Raw genomic sequence first — 15,950 nt, 5'->3', positions numbered from 1 at the left:
CATCGAGGAGGCTAGCCCTCGATCGGCTCGGCGGTGAGCAGGCCCTCGCTGACCTCGCGCAGCGCGATGGACAGCGGCTTCTCCTGGGCGTGCGTCTCGACGAGCGGGCCGACGTACTCCAGCAGGCCCTCGCCGAGCTGGGAGTAGTAGGCGTTGATCTGACGCGCCCGCTTGGAGCCGAAGATCACGAGACTGTACTTGCTGTCGACGACCTCGAGGAGGGCGTCGATCGACGGGTTGGTGATGCCTTCGGAGTAGGCGGCGCTGGTTGCCACGTGTGATTTCCCCTAGCTAGGTGAACGTCCGGGGCGTGAAGCCTCGGGAGCATCAGCCATCAAGGCTATCAGCCGGTGGCATACATCCTTGACGGACGTGTTGACCAGGGTCACGTCGAATTCCTGCTCGGCCGCCATCTCGACCCGGCCGGCCGCGAGGCGCCGGGCGATGACGTCCTCGGGCTCGGTGCCCCGGCCGCGCAGGCGCTTCTCCAGCTCCTCCCAGCTCGGGGGCGCGAGGAAGACGAGCAGCGCGTCGGGCATGGTCGCGCGGACCTGCCGGGCGCCCTGGAGGTCGATCTCCAGGAGCGTGGGGACCCCGGCCGACAGCCTCTCCAGCACCGGGCCGCGCGGCGTGCCGTACCGGTTGCCGGCGAACTCGGCCCACTCCAGCAGCTCGCCGGAGGCGGCGAGACGGTCGAACTCGTCGTCGGAGGCGAAGAAGTATTCCACCCCGTGGGTCTCGCCCGGACGGGGCTTCCTGGTGGTCACCGAGACCGACAGCCACACCTCGGGGTGTGCCCGCCGAAGCTCGGCGACGACCGTGGACTTGCCGACGCCGGACGGTCCGGACAGGACCGTCAGGCGCTTACCGGCCGTGAGCCCGGCCAAGGCTGACGCCTTCTCCGGACCTGCGGCCGAGGATGAGGAGCGACCGGATCCGCTCTCGGCGGTCGCCTGCGGGGCCCGACTCTCGTCGGACCACGACGTTCCGGTCACTCCAAACCCCCCGTGATGCCGTTTCCCCGTGCGGGGAGAGCGTGTTCGTCCCGAACTGAGCTCGTATTGAACCGAGACTAGCTCTCGGCTCCACCGAACTCACGCTCGAGCGAAGCTCGCTGGTTGGTGCCAAGACCCCGCACGCGGCGGGACTCTGCGATGCCAAGCCTCTCCATGAGCTGCTTGGCGCGGACCTTGCCCACTCCGGGGAGCGACTCAAGAAGGGCCGAGACCTTCATCTTGCCGATGACGTCGTCGGTCTGCCCGTCTTTGAGCACCTCAGCCAGAGAGACCGCACCGTGCTTGAGACGGTTCTTCACCTCGGCACGCTCTCGGCGGGCCTTGGCAGCCTTCTCTAGGGCTGCGGCGCGCTGCTCAGGGGTAAGGGGAGGAAGAGCCACGCCGGGTCACCTCGAATTTCCTGTCGATGTACTCGGACGGGAAGGGAAACTAGCTGGTCATGGCGTTTCAAGCAACGTCAAGACCACTTTATCCCCCGAGAAAATCTACTTCGTGACTTTACGTGAACGATACATCGCTCTATGTCGATGAAACTACGCTCAAGGCCGAGTTTTTCGGGGTTGGATCACAATGCCGATCACGGGCGTCGTCCGGCGGCCCACAGGTGCCCTTCCCCGGCTCCCGAAGGGCCTCAGGAACCTCCCGGGCACCGTCGCGACCGGACGGCCCCACGAACCTCCCGGAGGGCCTCACGAACCTCCCGGGCGCCGTCCCGACCCGACGGCCCGCAGGCGCCCTCCCCGGGCTCCCGGATCCCGCCTCCGGGCTCGCGGACGCCGCCCCGGGCTCCCGGCCCCGTCCCGAACCTCACGGGCGCCGTCCGGCCGCGGCGGTGCGCCGCAGGGCCGCGGCGATGCCGGCGGCGGTCGCGCCGGGGTCGGGTGAGCCGGTGATCGGACGGCCGATCACGAGCAGGTCCGCCCCGTCGGCGAGGGCCTGCTCGGGGGTCGCCACCCTCGCCTGGTCCTGGGTGGCGGCGCCGGCGGGGCGGACGCCGGGGGTGATCAGGACGATGTCGGGCCCGACCTCCGCGCGCACGGTGGCGACCTCGCGCGGCGAGCAGACGAGGGCCCGGGCGCCCGCGCCGACGGCCAGGGCCGCCAGACGGCGCACGGCGTCGCCGGACGGGCCGTTGAGGCCGACCCGCTCCAGATCGGCCTCCGAGAGCGAGGTGAGCAGCGTCACGGCCGCGATCTGGGTGTCCGGCAGGGCGTCCGCGGCCGCCTGGATCATCGCGGGCCCGCCGGTGGCGTGGACGGTCAGGATGGCGGGCTTGAGCCGCGCGACGGCCTTGGCGGCGCCGGAGACGGTGTTGGGGATGTCGTGGAGCTTCAGGTCCAGGAAGACCCGGACTCCGCTCGCGCCGCGGACGGAGGCGATCACATCGGGGCCGTAACGGAGGTAGAGTTCGAGGCCGACCTTGACCGTGCTCACGTGGGGCGTGACCAGGCTCGCCCAGTGCGCCGCGGTCTCTAGGTCGGGCGCGTCCAGGGCGACGGCGATGGGTGCGGGCGTCACAGGGAACTCTCCTCCAGGTCTATGCGGTGCCGGGTGGACGCCCCCGGCGGACGATGGGCCAGCCCGACCGCGTCGGCCAGGCGGTGGAACCCCCGCGCCGCCAGGAGCTCCTCCAGCTCGCGGAGGATGCGCAGGCAGGCGTAGGGGTCGTGGAACAGCGCCGTCCCCACGGCGACGACGCAGGCGCCGGCGAGGATGAGCTCGAAGGCGTCCCTGCCCGTCAGCACGCCGCCCATGCCGATGATGGGCACGCTGGGCAGGGCCGCGTGAACCTGCCACACGCAGCGTACGGCCAGCGGGCGGATGGCCGGCCCGGAGAGCCCGCCGGTGACGGCCGCGAGCGTGGGGCGCATGACCTCGGTGTCGATGCTCATGCCGAGCGGATTGTTGATCATCGAGAGCGCGTCGGCACCGCCGTCGACGCACGCGCGGGCGACGCTCACGATGTCCATCACGTCCGGGGAGAGCTTGGCCACCACGGGCACGTCGTAGCGCATCACCGAGCGCACGGAGGCGACCACCTCGGCCGAGGCGGCGCCGTCACGGGCGAAGACCCGGCCCCGGTCCTCGATGTTGGGGCAGGACAGGTTGACCTCGACGGCGGTGACGCCGGGGGCGTCGGTGAGCCTGCGGGCCAGCGCGCTGTACTCGGCGACGGTGCCGCCGCCGATGGACACCACGGTCCTTATGCCCCGCTGGGCCAGCCAGGGCAGTTCGCGCTCCAGGAAGGCGTCCACGCCCGGCCCCTGGAGGCCGACCGCGTTGAGCAGGCCCGAGGGGGTCTCGGCCATCCTGGGGGTGGGGCGGCCCGCCCTGGGGGCCATCGTGATCGACCGGGTGGTCAGCGCGCCGATCCTGCCCAGGTCGAAGAACTGGGCGAGCTCGGAGCCGGATGCCGCGCACCCCGCGGCCGTGGTGACGGGATTGACCAGTTCCACGTGCCCGAGGTACGTCCGCATGTCAACCGGCATTCCGCGTTCCCCCACCGGGTGCTCCCAGCGCGTCGAACGGGATCGTGCCCACGTCGTCGAAGCGGACGCGCTCGCCCCGGAAGACCGGTCCTTCGACGCACGAGCGCACCATCCGGGTGACACCGTCATCCCCGATGACCGGCAGCACGCACGTCATGCACACGCCGATCCCGCACGCCATCCGCTCCTCCACGGCCACCTGGACCGGGATGTCGAACTCGACGGCCACCGCGGTGACACCGCGCAGCACGGACATCGGCCCGCAGGCGTAGACCGCGTCGGCGCGGACGTCGGCGATCACCCCGGGCAGCACGTCGGTCACCCGGCCGCGCATGCCCAGGGAGCCGTCCTCGGTGGTGAGCGTGGTGGTCTCCCCCATCCTCCTGGCGCGCAGGGCGCCGAACACCCGGTCAGCGGAGGCCGCGCCGAGCACGAAGTCGACGCGGCAGCCGCGCCGCTGGAGGGCGTCGGCCACGGTGAACAGCGGCGCCGAGCCGTGCTCGGCGCCGACCAGGACGCAGGTCACCGGGTCGCGGGGCAGCGGGAACGGGCGGCCGAGCGGGCCGACCAGGTCGAGGGTGTCGCGGGCGCGGCGCTCGGCCAGCCAGGCCGTGCCGGGCCCGCGCGGGGAGAAGACGAACTCGACCGTGCCGCCGTAGTCGGGTTTGACGTCGTGGACGGAGAAGGCACGGCGGGTCAGCATCGACGTGTTCGGCCCGCCCACGGCGACCGCGACGAAGTGGCCCGGCCGGAACCTCTCGGCGATGCCGGGCGCCACCACGGTCAGCGCATGGTAGGCGTCGACGCGGCGCGTCGTCAGCACCGTGCCCGTCACCTGTACCGGAGTAACAGGCGTCTCCCTCACCTCCGCTAAGGCATCCGCAACCGCTTCGCGTGCTCCTGGAGCGACCGTACGCCGACGTCTCCGCGGACGATCGCCTGGATGCCCTGCACCGCCGCGGCCAGGCCCTGGACGGTCGTGATGCAGGGGATGCCCCGCAGCACGGCCGCGGTGCGGATCTCGTAGCCGTCCAGCCGCGGCCCGGACTGGCCGGGGCTGCCGAAGGGCGTGTTCACGATGAGATCCACCTCCCCGTCCAGGATGCGCCGGACGACGGTCGGTTCCCCGTCGGGACCGGTTCCCTCACTCTGCTTTCGCACGATCTTGGCATGGACGCCATTGCGGCGCAGCACCTCGGCGGTTCCCTCGGTGGCCAGGATCTCGAACCCGAGGTCGGCGAGCGCCTTGACGGGGAAGATCATCGCACGCTTGTCGCGGTTGGCGACCGAGACGAAGGCCCGCCCCTTGGTCGGCAGCGAGCCGTAGGCGGCGGCCTGGGACTTGGCGTAGGCCGTGCCGAAGAACTCGTCGATGCCCATGACCTCGCCCGTGGAGCGCATCTCGGGGCTCAGCACGATGTCGACGCCGCGGAACCGGTTGAACGGCAGCACGGCCTCCTTGACCGCGATGGGCGCGTCCAGCGGCAGGGTGCCGCCGTCGCCCTCGGCGGGGAGCATGCCCTCGGCGCGCAGGTCGGCCACGGTGGCGCCCATCATCACCCGGGCCGCCGCCTTGGCCAGCGGCACCGCCGTGGCCTTGGAGACGAACGGGACGGTCCGGCTGGCGCGCGGGTTGGCCTCCAGCACGTACAGGATGTTGGCCGACATGGCGTACTGCACGTTCAGCAGGCCGCGCACGCCGACGCCCCGGGCGATGGCCTCGGTGGCGGCGCGGATCCGCTTGATGTCGAAACTGCCCAGCGTCATCGGCGGCAGCGAGCACGCCGAGTCGCCGGAGTGGATGCCGGCCTCCTCGATGTGCTCCATCACGCCGCCGAGGTAGAGCTCCTCGCCGTCGAACAGGGCGTCGACGTCGATCTCGACGGCCTCGTCGAGGAACTTGTCCACCAGCACCGGGTGGTCGCTGGCCGCGCCGGCCTTGGCCATGTAGGAGGTCAGGGTCTCGTCGTCGTAGACGATGGCCATGCCGGCGCCGCCCAGCACGTAGGAGGGGCGGACCAGGACCGGGTAGCCGATCTCCTCGGCGATGGCCAGCGCCTCCTGCTCGGTCACCGCGGTGCCGTGCTTGGGCGCGGGCAGGCCGGCCTCGGCGAGGACCCGGCCGAAGGCGCCGCGCTCCTCGGCGAGGTGGATGGACTCCGGCGAGGTGCCGACGATCGGGACCCCGGCGTCCTTGAGGGCCTGGGCCAGGCCCAGCGGGGTCTGGCCGCCGAGCTGGACGATGACGCCCGCGACCGGTCCGGTCTGCTGCTCGGCGTGGACGACCTCCAGGACGTCCTCCAGGGTGAGCGGCTCGAAGTAGAGCCGGTCGGAGGTGTCGTAGTCGGTGGAGACCGTCTCGGGGTTGCAGTTGACCATGACGGTCTCGTATCCCGCGGCCGACAGCTCGAAGGAGGCGTGCACGCACGCGTAGTCGAACTCGATGCCCTGGCCGATCCGGTTGGGTCCGGAGCCGAGGATGAGGACCTTGGGCCGGTCGCCGTACGGGACCTCGGTCTCCTCGTCGTAGGTGGAGTAGAGGTACGGGGTCCGGGCGGCGAACTCGGCGGCGCAGGTGTCGACGGTGTTGTAGACGGGGCGGACGCCCAGCGCGTGGCGCAGGTCGCGCACCCGCGCCTCGGTCATGTCGCGCAGCTCGGCGATCTGCACGTCGCTGAAGCCGTACCGCTTGGCCTCCGTCAGCACCTCGGCGGTGAGCTGGGGCGCCTCGCGCAGCCGGGCGGCGGCCTCGTCGATGGCCATGAGCTGGTCGAGGAACCACGGGTCGACCGAGGTGGCCGCGGCGAGCTCCTCGACGGTGGCCCCGGCGCGGATGGCCTGCTGCATGGTGACCAGGCGCCCGTCGTGCGGGGTGCGGCAGGCGGTCAGGAGCTCGTCCTTGTCGCCGGGCTCCCCGGCCCAGGTGAAGGCGGCGCCCTTCTTCTCCAGGGAGCGCAGCGCCTTCTGCAGCGCCTCGGGGAAGGACCTGCCGATGGCCATGGCCTCGCCGACCGACTTCATGTGGGTCGTGAGGGTCTGGTCGGCCCCGGCGAACTTCTCGAAGGCGAAGCGGGGCACCTTGACCACGATGTAGTCGAGCGTGGGCTCGAACGACGCCGGGGTCTCCTTGGTGATGTCGTTGGGGATCTCGTCGAGGGTGTAGCCGACGGCGAGCTTGGCGGCGATCTTGGCGATCGGGAAGCCGGTGGCCTTCGACGCCAGCGCCGAGGAGCGCGACACGCGCGGGTTCATCTCGATGACGACCATGCGGCCGGTGCGCGGGTCGACCGCGAACTGGATGTTGCAGCCGCCGGTGTCGACGCCGACCTCGCGGATGACCGCGATGGCGACGTCGCGCATGTTCTGGTACTCGCGGTCGGTGAGGGTCAGCGCGGGGGCCACGGTGACGCTGTCGCCGGTGTGCACGCCCATCGGGTCGATGTTCTCGATGGAGCAGACGATGACGACGTTGTCGGCCCGGTCGCGCATCACCTCCAGCTCGTACTCCTTCCAGCCGATGATGGACTCCTCCAGGAGCACCTCGGTGGTCGGGGAGGCGTCGAGGCCGGCCCCGGCGATGCGGCGCAGGCCCTCCTCGTCGTGGGCGAAGCCGGAGCCGACGCCGCCCATGGTGAAGGAGGGCCGCACCACGAGCGGGTAGCCCAGCTCGGCCGCGGCGGCCAGGCACTCGTCCATGGTGTGGCAGATGAACGAGCGGGCCGACTCGGCGTTGAGGCCGCGCTCGGCGGCGACCTTGGCGACGATGGTCTTGAACATCTCGCGGTTCTCGCCGGCCTGGATGGCCTCGACGTCGGCGCCGATCAGCTCGACGTCGTACCTGTCCAGGACGCCGGCCTCGTACAGCGAGATCGCGGTGTTCAGCGCGGTCTGGCCGCCGAGGGTGGGCAGCAGCGCGTCGGGGCGCTCCTTGGCGATGATCTTCTCGACGATCTCCGGGGTGATGGGCTCGACGTAGGTGGCGTCGGCGAACTCCGGATCGGTCATGATGGTCGCCGGGTTGCTGTTGACGAGGATGACGCGGAAGCCCTCGGCACGCAGCACGCGGCAGGCCTGGGTGCCGGAGTAGTCGAACTCGCAGGCCTGGCCGATCACGATCGGCCCGGAGCCGATCACCATGATCGACTGTATGTCCGTGCGCTTAGGCACCCTTGCTTCCCTCCGTCGTGCTCGTGCTCGGGCTCGCGGTCGTGCCCGTGGTCGCGCTCACTCCGCTGTCCGTTCCCCGTGCCTGCTCCATCAACGCGCAGAAGCGGTCGAACAGCCCGGCGGAGTCGTGCGGGCCGGCCGCGGCCTCGGGGTGGTACTGGACGCTGAAGGCCGGGCGGTCGAGCAGCCGCAGGCCCTCGACGCAGTCGTCGTTGAGGTTGACGTGGCTGACCTCGGCGGGTCCGTACGGGGTGTCGAAGGCGCCGTCCAGGGGAGCCTGCACGGCGAAGCCGTGGTTGTGCGCGGAGATCTCGACCTTGCCGGTGCGGCGGTCCTGGACGGGCTGGTTGACGCCCCGGTGGCCGTAGCGGAGCTTGTAGGTGCCCAGGCCGAGGGCGCGGCCGAAGACCTGGTTGCCGAAGCAGATGCCGAAGAACGGCGTGCCCGCGTCGAGGACCCCGCGGAGCGCCTCGACCGGGCCGTCGGCGGTGGCGGGGTCGCCGGGGCCGTTGGAGAAGAAGACGCCGTCCGGGTTGAGGGCCAGGATGTCGGCGGCGGTGCTCCAGGCCGGCAGGACGTGCACCTCGCAGCCGCGCTCGGCCATCCGGTGCGGGGTCATGGCCTTGATGCCGAGGTCGACGGCGGCCACGGTGAACCGCTTGGGGCCGATCGCGGGCACGACGTACGGCCGCGGGGTGGAGACCTCGCCGGCCAGGTCGGCGCCCTCCATCGCGGGGCTGCGCCGGACGCGCTCCAGCAGCTCCTCGACCGGGGCGAGCGCCGGGCCGGAGAAGACGCCGGCGCGCATGGCGCCCCTCTCCCGCAGGTGGCGGGTGAGGGCGCGGGTGCCGGGGATGGCGATGCCGACGACGCCCTGCTCCCTGAGGTATTCGTCCAGGGAACGCTTGGACCGCCAGCTGGAGGTGATGCGGGCGGGCTCGCGCACCACGTAGCCGGCGACCCAGACGCGCGAGGACTCGGGGTCCTCGTCGTTGACCCCGGTGTTGCCGATGTGCGGCGCGGTCATCGCGACGATCTGCCGGTGGTACGAGGGGTCGGTCAGCGTCTCCTGGTAGCCGGTCATCCCGGTGTTGAAGACCATCTCGCCGAAGGTCTCGCCCTCGGCGCCGTAAGGGGTCCCGTGGAAGACGCGGCCGTCTTCCAGCACTAGCACTGCGGTCACTCACACACCCCGATCATCTCGGTCATCGCTCCGCAAAGTATGAAATATCCGGCACACTGCATGGGCACCCCTTCGCCGCGTGGGACGCCCCCGCGCCCCGGAGCGGAGAGAGAAGGGCACTCGGAACGCCGCGCGTGGCCGGTCGCGTGCGCGCGGCGGGCGGACGTCGTCACGCGAGTTTTCCGTCGAGGACGGTCGGCCTGCCGCGCAGGAAGGTCGCCATCACGCGGCCCGGCAGGGTCCGGCCCTCGTACGGCGTGTTGCGGCTCTTGGAGGCGTAACCCGCCGGGTCGACCTCGGCCCGCACGGCCGGGTCGTACAGGGTGATGTTGGCCGGCGCGCCGACCTCGATCGGCCGCCCGTGCCCCTGCAGCCTGCCGATCCTCGCCGGGGCGTACGACATGCGCTCGGCGACGCCGGCCCAGTCGAGCAACCCCGTCTCCACCATCGCCTCCTGGACGACCGAGAGCGCCGTCTCCAGGCCGATCATCCCCATGGCCGCGGCGGCCCACTCGGTCTCCTTGTCCTCGACCGGGTGCGGGGCGTGGTCGGTGGCCACGCAGTCGATCGTGCCGTCCGCCAGCGCCTCGCGCAGCGCCTGGACGTCGGCGCGGGTGCGCAGCGGCGGGTTGACCTTGTAGATCGGGTTGTAGGAACCGACCGGGGAGTCCTCGACGAGATCGTCGGTCAGGAGCAGGTGGTGCGGGGTCACCTCGGCGGTGACGTCCCACCCCTTGGACTTGGCCCAGCGGATGATCTCCACCGAGCCCGCCGTGGAGACATGGCAGACATGCAGGCGCGAGCCGACGTGCGCGGCGAGCAGGCAGTCGCGGGCGATGATCGCCTCCTCGGCGACCGCGGGCCAGCCGGTCAGGCCGAGCCTGCCGGAGACCGCGCCCTCGTTCATCTGCGCGCCCGCGGTCAGCCGCGGCTCCTGGGCGTGCTGGGCGATGACGCCGTCGAAGGCCTTGACGTACTCCAGCGCCCGGCGCATGAGCACCGCGTCGGAGACGCACTTGCCGTCGTCGGAGAAGACCCGGACCCGGGCGGCGGAGTCGGCCATCGCGCCGAGCTCGGCCAGGTTCTCGCCCGCGAGGCCCACGGTGACGGCGCCGACCGGCTGCACGTCGCAGCGGCCGGCCTCCTGGCCCAGGCGCCAGACCTGCTCGACGACGCCCGCCGTGTCGGCGACCGGCTCGGTGTTGGCCATGGCGTGCACGGCGGTGTAGCCGCCGAGGGCGGCGGCGCGGGTGCCGGTGGCGACGGTCTCGGCGTCCTCACGGCCGGGCTCCCGCAGGTGGGTGTGGAGGTCGACGAGGCCGGGCAGGGCGACCAGGCCCGCCGCCTCGACCGTCTCGGCGTTCTCGCCGGCGCTCAGCCCCTGCCCGATCCCGGCCACGACGCCGTCGCGGACCAGGATGTCGACCGGCTCGCCGCCCAGGAGCCGCGCGCCCCTGATGACGAGGCCGTCGCGGGCCGCGGCGGAGGTCTGGGTGCGGTCGTTCATGTCAGTTCTCTCCCCCGAGGTCGGCCCCGCCGAGCAGCAGGTACAGGACGGCCATGCGTGCGGTCACCCCGTTGGCGACCTGCTCGACGATCGTCGAGCGCGGCGAGTCGGCCACCTCGGCCGCGATCTCCATCCCCCGGTTCATCGGGCCGGGGTGCATCACGAGGGCGTGGTCGGGCATCCTGGCCACGCGGTCGCGATCGAGGCCGTAGCGGCGGCTGTACTCCCGCTCGGTGGGGAAGAACGCCGCGTTCATCCGCTCGCGCTGCACGCGCAGCATCATCACCACGTCGGACTTGGGCAGCACCGCGTCGAGGTCGTAGGAGACCTCGCACGGCCAGGAGTCGACGTTGACGGGGAACAGGGTCGGCGGGGCGACCAGGGTCACCTGGGCGCCGAGCGTGGCCAGCAGCAGCACGTTGGAGCGGGCGACCCGGCTGTGCAGCACGTCACCGACGATGGCGACCCGCCGGCCGTCCAGCGAACCGAGGCGGCGGCGCATGGTGAAGGCGTCGAGCAGGGCCTGGGTGGGGTGCTCGTGGGTGCCGTCGCCCGCGTTGACGACGCTGCCGCGCACCCAGCCGGCCAGCCGGTGCGGCGCGCCGGAGGCGCTGTGGCGGATGACCACGGCGTCGGCGCCCATCGCCTCCAGGGTGAGCGCGGTGTCCTTGAGCGACTCCCCCTTGGAGACGCTGGAGCCCTTGGCGGAGAAGTTGATGACGTCGGCCGAGAGACGCTTGGCCGCGGCCTCGAAGGAGATCCTGGTCCGGGTGGAGTCTTCGAAGAAGAGGTTGACCACCGTCCGGCCGCGCAGGGTGGGAAGCTTCTTGATGGAGCGTTCGGAGATCTTCGCCAGCTCGTCGGCGGTGTCCAGGATGAGCAGGGCGTCGTCACGGCTCAGGTCGGCCGCCGAGATGAGGTGCCGCTTCACCTGTCGTCCTCCTTCAGCAGCAGGACCGCGTCACGGCCGTCGTTCTCCTCCAGGTAGACCTTGACGATCTCGGACTTGGCGGTCGGCAGGTTCTTGCCCACGTAGTCGGGGCGGATGGGCAGCTCGCGGTGGCCGCGGTCGACCAGGGTGGCCAGCTGCACGGCCTGCGGGCGGCCCAGGTCGTTGAGCGCGTCGAGCGCGGCGCGGACGGTGCGGCCCGAGTACAGCACGTCGTCGACGAGGACGACGACCCTGCCGTCGATGCCGTCGGCGGGCAACTCGGTGCGGCCCAGCGCGCGGGCGGGGCGCAGGCGCAGGTCGTCGCGGTACATCGTCACGTCGAGGGAGCCGACGGGGACCGCGCGGCCTTCGAACTGCTTGATGTGGGCGGCCAGACGGCGGGCCAGGTGCACGCCCCGCGTGGGAATGCCCAGCAGGACGACGTTCTCACCGCCCTTGGTCCGCTCCAGGATCTCGTGGGAGATGCGGATGAGAGCCCGGCTGATGTCGGGCCCTTCGAGAACGGCGTGCGCGCTGCCGCGCGCATGCGAAACGGCATCGGCCAAGAAGAACACCACCTTTCCCGCCTCACGGGACGGGTCTTAAAGGAAGTCGATGACCTCACGGTATCAGCCGCGCGGTGACTGCTCCGAACCGGCCCTCACCCGTGCTACCTCGGAGAACGGCGCCCGAGGCCGGTACGGGCGGGGTGCGGCGGCGGTCGCGACGGCATGGCGACGGCGGTGGCGGCGGGGCCCGACGGCATTCGCGGCGGCGGTCGCGACGGCGTGCCGACGAGGCCCGGTGGCGGTCACGGCGGGTGAAGGGACACTCTCGCAGTCACCCCAAAAGGGAACAAATATTGTGATCTTCATCAACTTCCGGGGTATTCAGGAGGTAATGCGTTCTACGTCCGTATTACTGAAAAACGTGGCGATATCACACAGTGAGGTGCGGCGGGCGGCCGCCCGGAGACGACCGGCACCGCCCTCCGGCGACCTCGCCGCCGTCCGCGAAGGACCGCGGAAGGATTGCGGAAGGATTGCGGAGGAAGACAGATGACCTTTCACGTCGACTCCGAGGTCGGCCGGCTCCACCAGGTCCTGATCCACCGGCCCGACCTCGCGCTGAAACGGCTCACGCCCTCGAACAAGGACGACTTCCTCTTCGACGACGTGCTGTGGGTGCAGCGCGCCGTGGAGGAGCACGAGGAGTGGCAGAAGGTCCTCGCCGACCAGGGCGTCACCGTCCATCTGCTGGCCGACCTGCTCCGCGAGACGGTGGAGATCCCCGAGGCCCGCAAGCACATCCTGGACGGCATCGCCGACGAGCGCTACTTCGGGCCGATGGCCGTCGACGCGATCCGCAACGCCCTCGACGCGATGGACTCCACCGCGCTCCAGCGCTACCTCATCGGCGGCATCACCAAACGCGAACTGGTCGAGATGGGCACCGACCCCCGGAGCCTCGCCTTCCACACGCTCAAGCCGGACGACTTCGTGCTCCCGCCGCTGCCCAACCACCTGTTCACCCGCGACACCTCGTGCTGGATCTACGGCGGCGTCTCCATCAACGCGATGCGGAAGAAGGCCCGCCGCCGCGAGACCGTGAACATGGAGGCGGTCTACCGCTACCACCCGGTCTTCGCCTCCGGTTACGACCGGCCGGAAGAGGGCGGCTACGACGTCTGGATGCCCGGCATGCGCGCCGCGCCGGCCACCATCGAAGGAGGCGACGTGCTCGTCATCGGCCGGGGCGCGGTGCTGGTCGGGATCAGCGAGCGCACCCAGCCGCAGGCGGTGGAGATGCTCGCGCGCAGCCTGTTCGCCAGGGGCGCGGCGACGAAGATCGTCGCCCTGGACATGCCCAAGGCCCGGGCGTTCATGCACCTCGACACGGTCATGACCAACGTGGACGTCGGCGTCTTCACCAAGTACGCGGGGCTGGGCATGCTGCCCTCCTACACGGTCGAGCCCGGCGACAACGAGAAGGAACTCAAGATCACCGATCACGCCCCCGAGGACATGCACCGGGCCATCGCCCACGCCATCGGCCTGGACGACATCAAGGTCCTCACCGCCACGCAGGACGTCTACGCCTCCGAACGGGAGCAGTGGGACGACGGATGCAACGTGCTGGCCCTGCGCCCCGGCGTGGTCGTGGCCTACGAGCGCAACACCACCACCAACAACCACCTGCGGGCCAACGGCATCGAGGTGATCACGATCCGGGGCAGCGAACTCGGCCGCGGCCGGGGCGGCCCACGCTGCATGAGCTGCCCGCTCGAACGCGATGGTGTCTGACCCGGCCCCGTCTGACCCGGCCCCGCCCGCGCCGTCCGGGCGGAACCGTCGCGCCGGGTGTTCCCCGGCGGCGCGTCCCTGAAGATCATACTCTCCCCGTCGCGGCGCCGATGATGTCGCCGCGAAATCCGCGGGAGGGACACGAATCCGCCGGCGGCACCGGAGGAGCAGGAAGATTCACCGTCCCGGATAGGACAAGTGCGGCGTTTGAGGCGGACCACATCGGATCGGAATCGACATCTTTTTTCCAATCAGCTTGACCTTAGGCGCCCACAGCTTTACCGTCACTGTCCGTAACCACACCTCGCGGCGTTATCGGGTGAACCCTGACGCTCCGGTCACCGATGGTGCCTACCCCAGGCGCCAACCCGGTGGCTGGGTCATAAGTTGCGAGGTAGCACAATCAAAGTGAGAGCAGCACATAGAGAGCCGGGGGGCCAACACGATGCCGTCTGAGTACGCCAAGTCGCTGGGTGCACGACTCCGCGCGATTCGCACCCAGCAGGGCCTGTCCCTGCACGGGGTCGAAGAGAAGTCCCGCGGGCGCTGGAAGGCGGTCGTGGTCGGCTCCTACGAGCGCGGCGACCGTGCCGTGACCGTGCAGAAGCTCGCCGAGCTGGCCGACTTCTACGGGGTCCCGGTCTCGGAACTGCTGCCCGGGGGCGCCGCCCCGAGCCCCCTCGGCCCGACGCCGAAGCTTGTGATCGATCTTGAGCGTCTTGCCCAGCTGCCGAAGGAGAAGGCCGGCGCGCTCGCCCGCTACGCGGCGACCATCCAGAGCCAGCGCGGTGACTACAACGGGAAGGTGCTCTCCATCCGCCAGGAGGACCTGCGCTCCCTCGCCGTGATCTACGACAAGTCCCCCAGTGAGCTGACCGAGGAGCTCATCGGCTGGGGGGTGCTGGACCCCGAGGCGCGCCGCGCCGTCGAGTCCTTCTGACGGCCTGCACGGTCGTGGGTGCGCCGGGGGCCGGCGTGCCCACCCCGCCGAAAATCTTGCTCTCTCAGTGAACATGGCCTTCACGCCGCGCCGCAGACGACCGTTGCTGTGGTAGGAAAAGGCAAACATGCACTTAGCGAGATGTGGTGGACATGGCCCCCGGGGAGGATCGGCACGATCGCTCTCAAGCGCGCCCCCAGAGCCGTCTGCGCGCCGTCATGGCGTTGCTGGGATCGACCAGGACACGCGCCTTTCTCCGGTTGCTGACGTCCATCGGCACCGGTAAGACCCAGGAGACGCTCAAGCTCCTGCCGTTCGTCGTGATGGCCGTGGTGGCCCTCATCGACTTCGGGTCCGGTCCCACGGCTGGGCTCCTCCCCCTGCTCGCCCTCGGCCCCGCCTTCGCCAGCGTGGCGTGCGGCCTGGCCCGCACCACCGCGGTCGGCGCCATCGCGCTGGCGCTGTGCGTCGTGCTCGGCCTCTACAACGACATCCTCTGGACGCCCCGCACCAACATCACGATGATCGCCATTCTCGGCGTCACGGTGGCCAGCGTGCTGGCCAGCGCGGGCCGGCTCCGCCACGAGCGGCAACTCGCCGACGTCCGCTCGGTGGCCGAGGCCGCCCAGCGGGTGCTGCTGCGGCCGGTGCCGCGCCGGGCGGGGCCCGGGATCGGCGTGGCCGTCTCCTACACCTCCGCCACGGCCGAGGCCCGCATCGGCGGTGACCTGTACGAGGTCGTCACCACCCCGCACGGGGTGCGGATCATCGTGGGGGACGTGCAGGGCAAGGGCCTGGAGGCGGTGGAGACCGCCGCGGTGGTGCTCGGCGCCTTCCGGGAGGCGGCCCACGACGAGCGCAGGCTCCAGGGGGTCGTGACGCGGCTGGAGAACGCCCTGACCCGGGAGCTCTCGGGCGAGCAGTTCGTGACCGCCGTGCTGGCCGAGATCAACGGCGGCTCCACGATCGGCGTCATCAACTGCGGCCACCCGCCGCCCATGGTGCTCGACGCCGAGGGCGGGCGCTGGTTCGCCGAGCCGCCGGACGAGGCGCTGCCGCTGGGCATGGGATCGCTCAAGGCGATCGACCCGGTGCTCTACCACGTCCCGTTCGAGCCGGGCGACCAGGTGCTCTTCTACACCGACGGGGTCATCGAGGCACGCGACGGGACCGGGCGGTTCTACCCGCTGGCGGCGAGGGCGCACCTGCTGAACGGGGCCGACCCGCAGGGTTCGCTGGACGCCCTCCGCGCCGACCTGCTGCGCCACGTGGGCCGGCCGCTGGGTGACGACGCGGCCATGCTCCTGCTGCGCCACCGCGCGGCCCACGAGACCTCCTCGGCCGCCTAGCACGGCGACCGCGTGCCCGCCACGTGCCCGGTGTCCGCCGGGGCGGACGAGCGGTGACGCCGGGC

14 protein-coding genes are annotated in these 15,950 nt (G+C 71.2%); 3 read left to right on the top strand and 11 right to left on the bottom strand.

The features are described 5' to 3' along the window. Nucleotides 1–11: 11 nt before the first annotated feature. From rpoZ to pyrR, 11 genes are all read right to left on the bottom strand, one after another. Nucleotides 12–275, bottom strand: a complete 264-nt coding sequence (rpoZ, locus tag ABD841_RS20890; RefSeq protein WP_184543662.1) for a DNA-directed RNA polymerase subunit omega — start codon at nt 273–275, stop codon at nt 12–14. 12 nt (nt 276–287) lie between these two features. Then, a complete protein-coding gene (gene gmk / locus ABD841_RS20885) occupies nt 288–887 on the bottom strand; it encodes a guanylate kinase (protein ID WP_344974207.1) in 600 nt (199 codons plus the stop codon). Between the two features lie 185 nt (nt 888–1,072). After that, a complete protein-coding gene (gene mihF / locus ABD841_RS20880; RefSeq protein ID WP_184543660.1) occupies nt 1,073–1,396 on the bottom strand; it encodes an integration host factor, actinobacterial type in 324 nt (107 codons plus the stop codon). Between the two features lie 427 nt (nt 1,397–1,823). Beyond that, nucleotides 1,824–2,534, bottom strand: coding sequence for an orotidine-5'-phosphate decarboxylase (pyrF, locus tag ABD841_RS20875; RefSeq protein ID WP_344974203.1), 711 nt, complete (start codon nt 2,532–2,534; stop codon nt 1,824–1,826). Next, complete coding sequence (locus ABD841_RS20870; RefSeq protein WP_344974200.1) at nt 2,531–3,505, bottom strand: dihydroorotate dehydrogenase; 975 nt, start codon at nt 3,503–3,505, stop codon at nt 2,531–2,533. The genes pyrF and ABD841_RS20870 overlap by 4 nt, the downstream gene beginning before the upstream one ends. Further along, complete coding sequence (locus ABD841_RS20865; RefSeq protein WP_344974197.1) at nt 3,495–4,340, bottom strand: dihydroorotate dehydrogenase electron transfer subunit; 846 nt, start codon at nt 4,338–4,340, stop codon at nt 3,495–3,497. Before ABD841_RS20865 ends, ABD841_RS20870 begins: the two co-directional genes overlap by 11 nt. Nucleotides 4,341–4,375: 35 nt before the next feature. Then, nucleotides 4,376–7,672: a carbamoyl-phosphate synthase large subunit gene (gene carB / locus ABD841_RS20860; RefSeq protein ID WP_344974195.1), complete on the bottom strand. Its 3,297-nt coding sequence runs from the start codon at nt 7,670–7,672 to the stop codon at nt 4,376–4,378. After that, the gene (carA, locus tag ABD841_RS20855; RefSeq protein WP_344974192.1) at nt 7,665–8,855 is read right to left on the bottom strand and encodes a glutamine-hydrolyzing carbamoyl-phosphate synthase small subunit; all 1,191 of its coding nucleotides are present in this window, start codon (nt 8,853–8,855) and stop codon (nt 7,665–7,667) included. The genes carB and carA overlap by 8 nt, the downstream gene beginning before the upstream one ends. Nucleotides 8,856–9,024: 169 nt before the next feature. Continuing rightward, on the bottom strand, nt 9,025–10,362 hold the full coding sequence (locus ABD841_RS20850; RefSeq protein WP_344974189.1) for a dihydroorotase: 1,338 nt from the start codon (nt 10,360–10,362) through the stop codon (nt 9,025–9,027). A gap of 1 nt (nt 10,363) precedes the next feature. Next, entirely contained in the window at nt 10,364–11,293 is a 930-nt protein-coding gene (locus tag ABD841_RS20845) for an aspartate carbamoyltransferase catalytic subunit (protein WP_344974186.1), read from the bottom strand. Continuing rightward, entirely contained in the window at nt 11,290–11,859 is a 570-nt protein-coding gene (gene pyrR, locus ABD841_RS20840) for a bifunctional pyr operon transcriptional regulator/uracil phosphoribosyltransferase PyrR (RefSeq protein WP_344974183.1), read from the bottom strand. Before pyrR ends, ABD841_RS20845 begins: the two co-directional genes overlap by 4 nt. A 492-nt stretch (nt 11,860–12,351) precedes the next feature. Here pyrR and ABD841_RS20835 point away from each other — a divergent pair, with 492 nt between their 5' ends. The 3 genes from ABD841_RS20835 (at nt 12,352) to ABD841_RS20825 (ending at nt 15,885) form a co-directional block, all read left to right on the top strand. After that, a complete protein-coding gene (locus ABD841_RS20835) occupies nt 12,352–13,596 on the top strand; it encodes an arginine deiminase (RefSeq protein WP_344974181.1) in 1,245 nt (414 codons plus the stop codon). A gap of 445 nt (nt 13,597–14,041) precedes the next feature. Continuing rightward, on the top strand, nt 14,042–14,536 hold the full coding sequence (gene bldD, locus ABD841_RS20830) for a transcriptional regulator BldD (RefSeq protein ID WP_030910010.1): 495 nt from the start codon (nt 14,042–14,044) through the stop codon (nt 14,534–14,536). Between the two features lie 218 nt (nt 14,537–14,754). After that, nucleotides 14,755–15,885 (top strand): PP2C family protein-serine/threonine phosphatase, encoded by a 1,131-nt coding sequence (locus ABD841_RS20825; RefSeq protein ID WP_344974178.1) that lies wholly within the window; start codon nt 14,755–14,757, stop codon nt 15,883–15,885. Nucleotides 15,886–15,950: the final 65 nt, after the last annotated feature.

Origin of the sequence: Streptosporangium fragile, from assembly GCF_039534445.1 — a bacterium.
GTDB classification, from domain to species: Bacteria; Actinomycetota; Actinomycetes; order Streptosporangiales; family Streptosporangiaceae; genus Streptosporangium; species Streptosporangium fragile.
The sequence above is the reverse complement of the archived record's forward strand: the minus strand, read 5'-3'. Positions and strand labels throughout refer to the sequence as shown.

What these genes read in the sequence shown, in the direction of transcription:
- ABD841_RS20870 (WP_344974200.1), bottom strand. Translation starts at nt 3,505, where the DNA reads ATGCCGGTTGACATGCGGACGTACCTCGGGCACGTGGAACTGGTCAAT.
- ABD841_RS20850 (WP_344974189.1), bottom strand. Translation starts at nt 10,362, where the DNA reads ATGAACGACCGCACCCAGACCTCCGCCGCGGCCCGCGACGGCCTCGTC.
- ABD841_RS20835 (WP_344974181.1), top strand. Translation starts at nt 12,352, where the DNA reads ATGACCTTTCACGTCGACTCCGAGGTCGGCCGGCTCCACCAGGTCCTG.
- bldD (WP_030910010.1), top strand. Translation starts at nt 14,042, where the DNA reads ATGCCGTCTGAGTACGCCAAGTCGCTGGGTGCACGACTCCGCGCGATT.
- ABD841_RS20825 (WP_344974178.1), top strand. Translation starts at nt 14,755, where the DNA reads ATGGCGTTGCTGGGATCGACCAGGACACGCGCCTTTCTCCGGTTGCTG.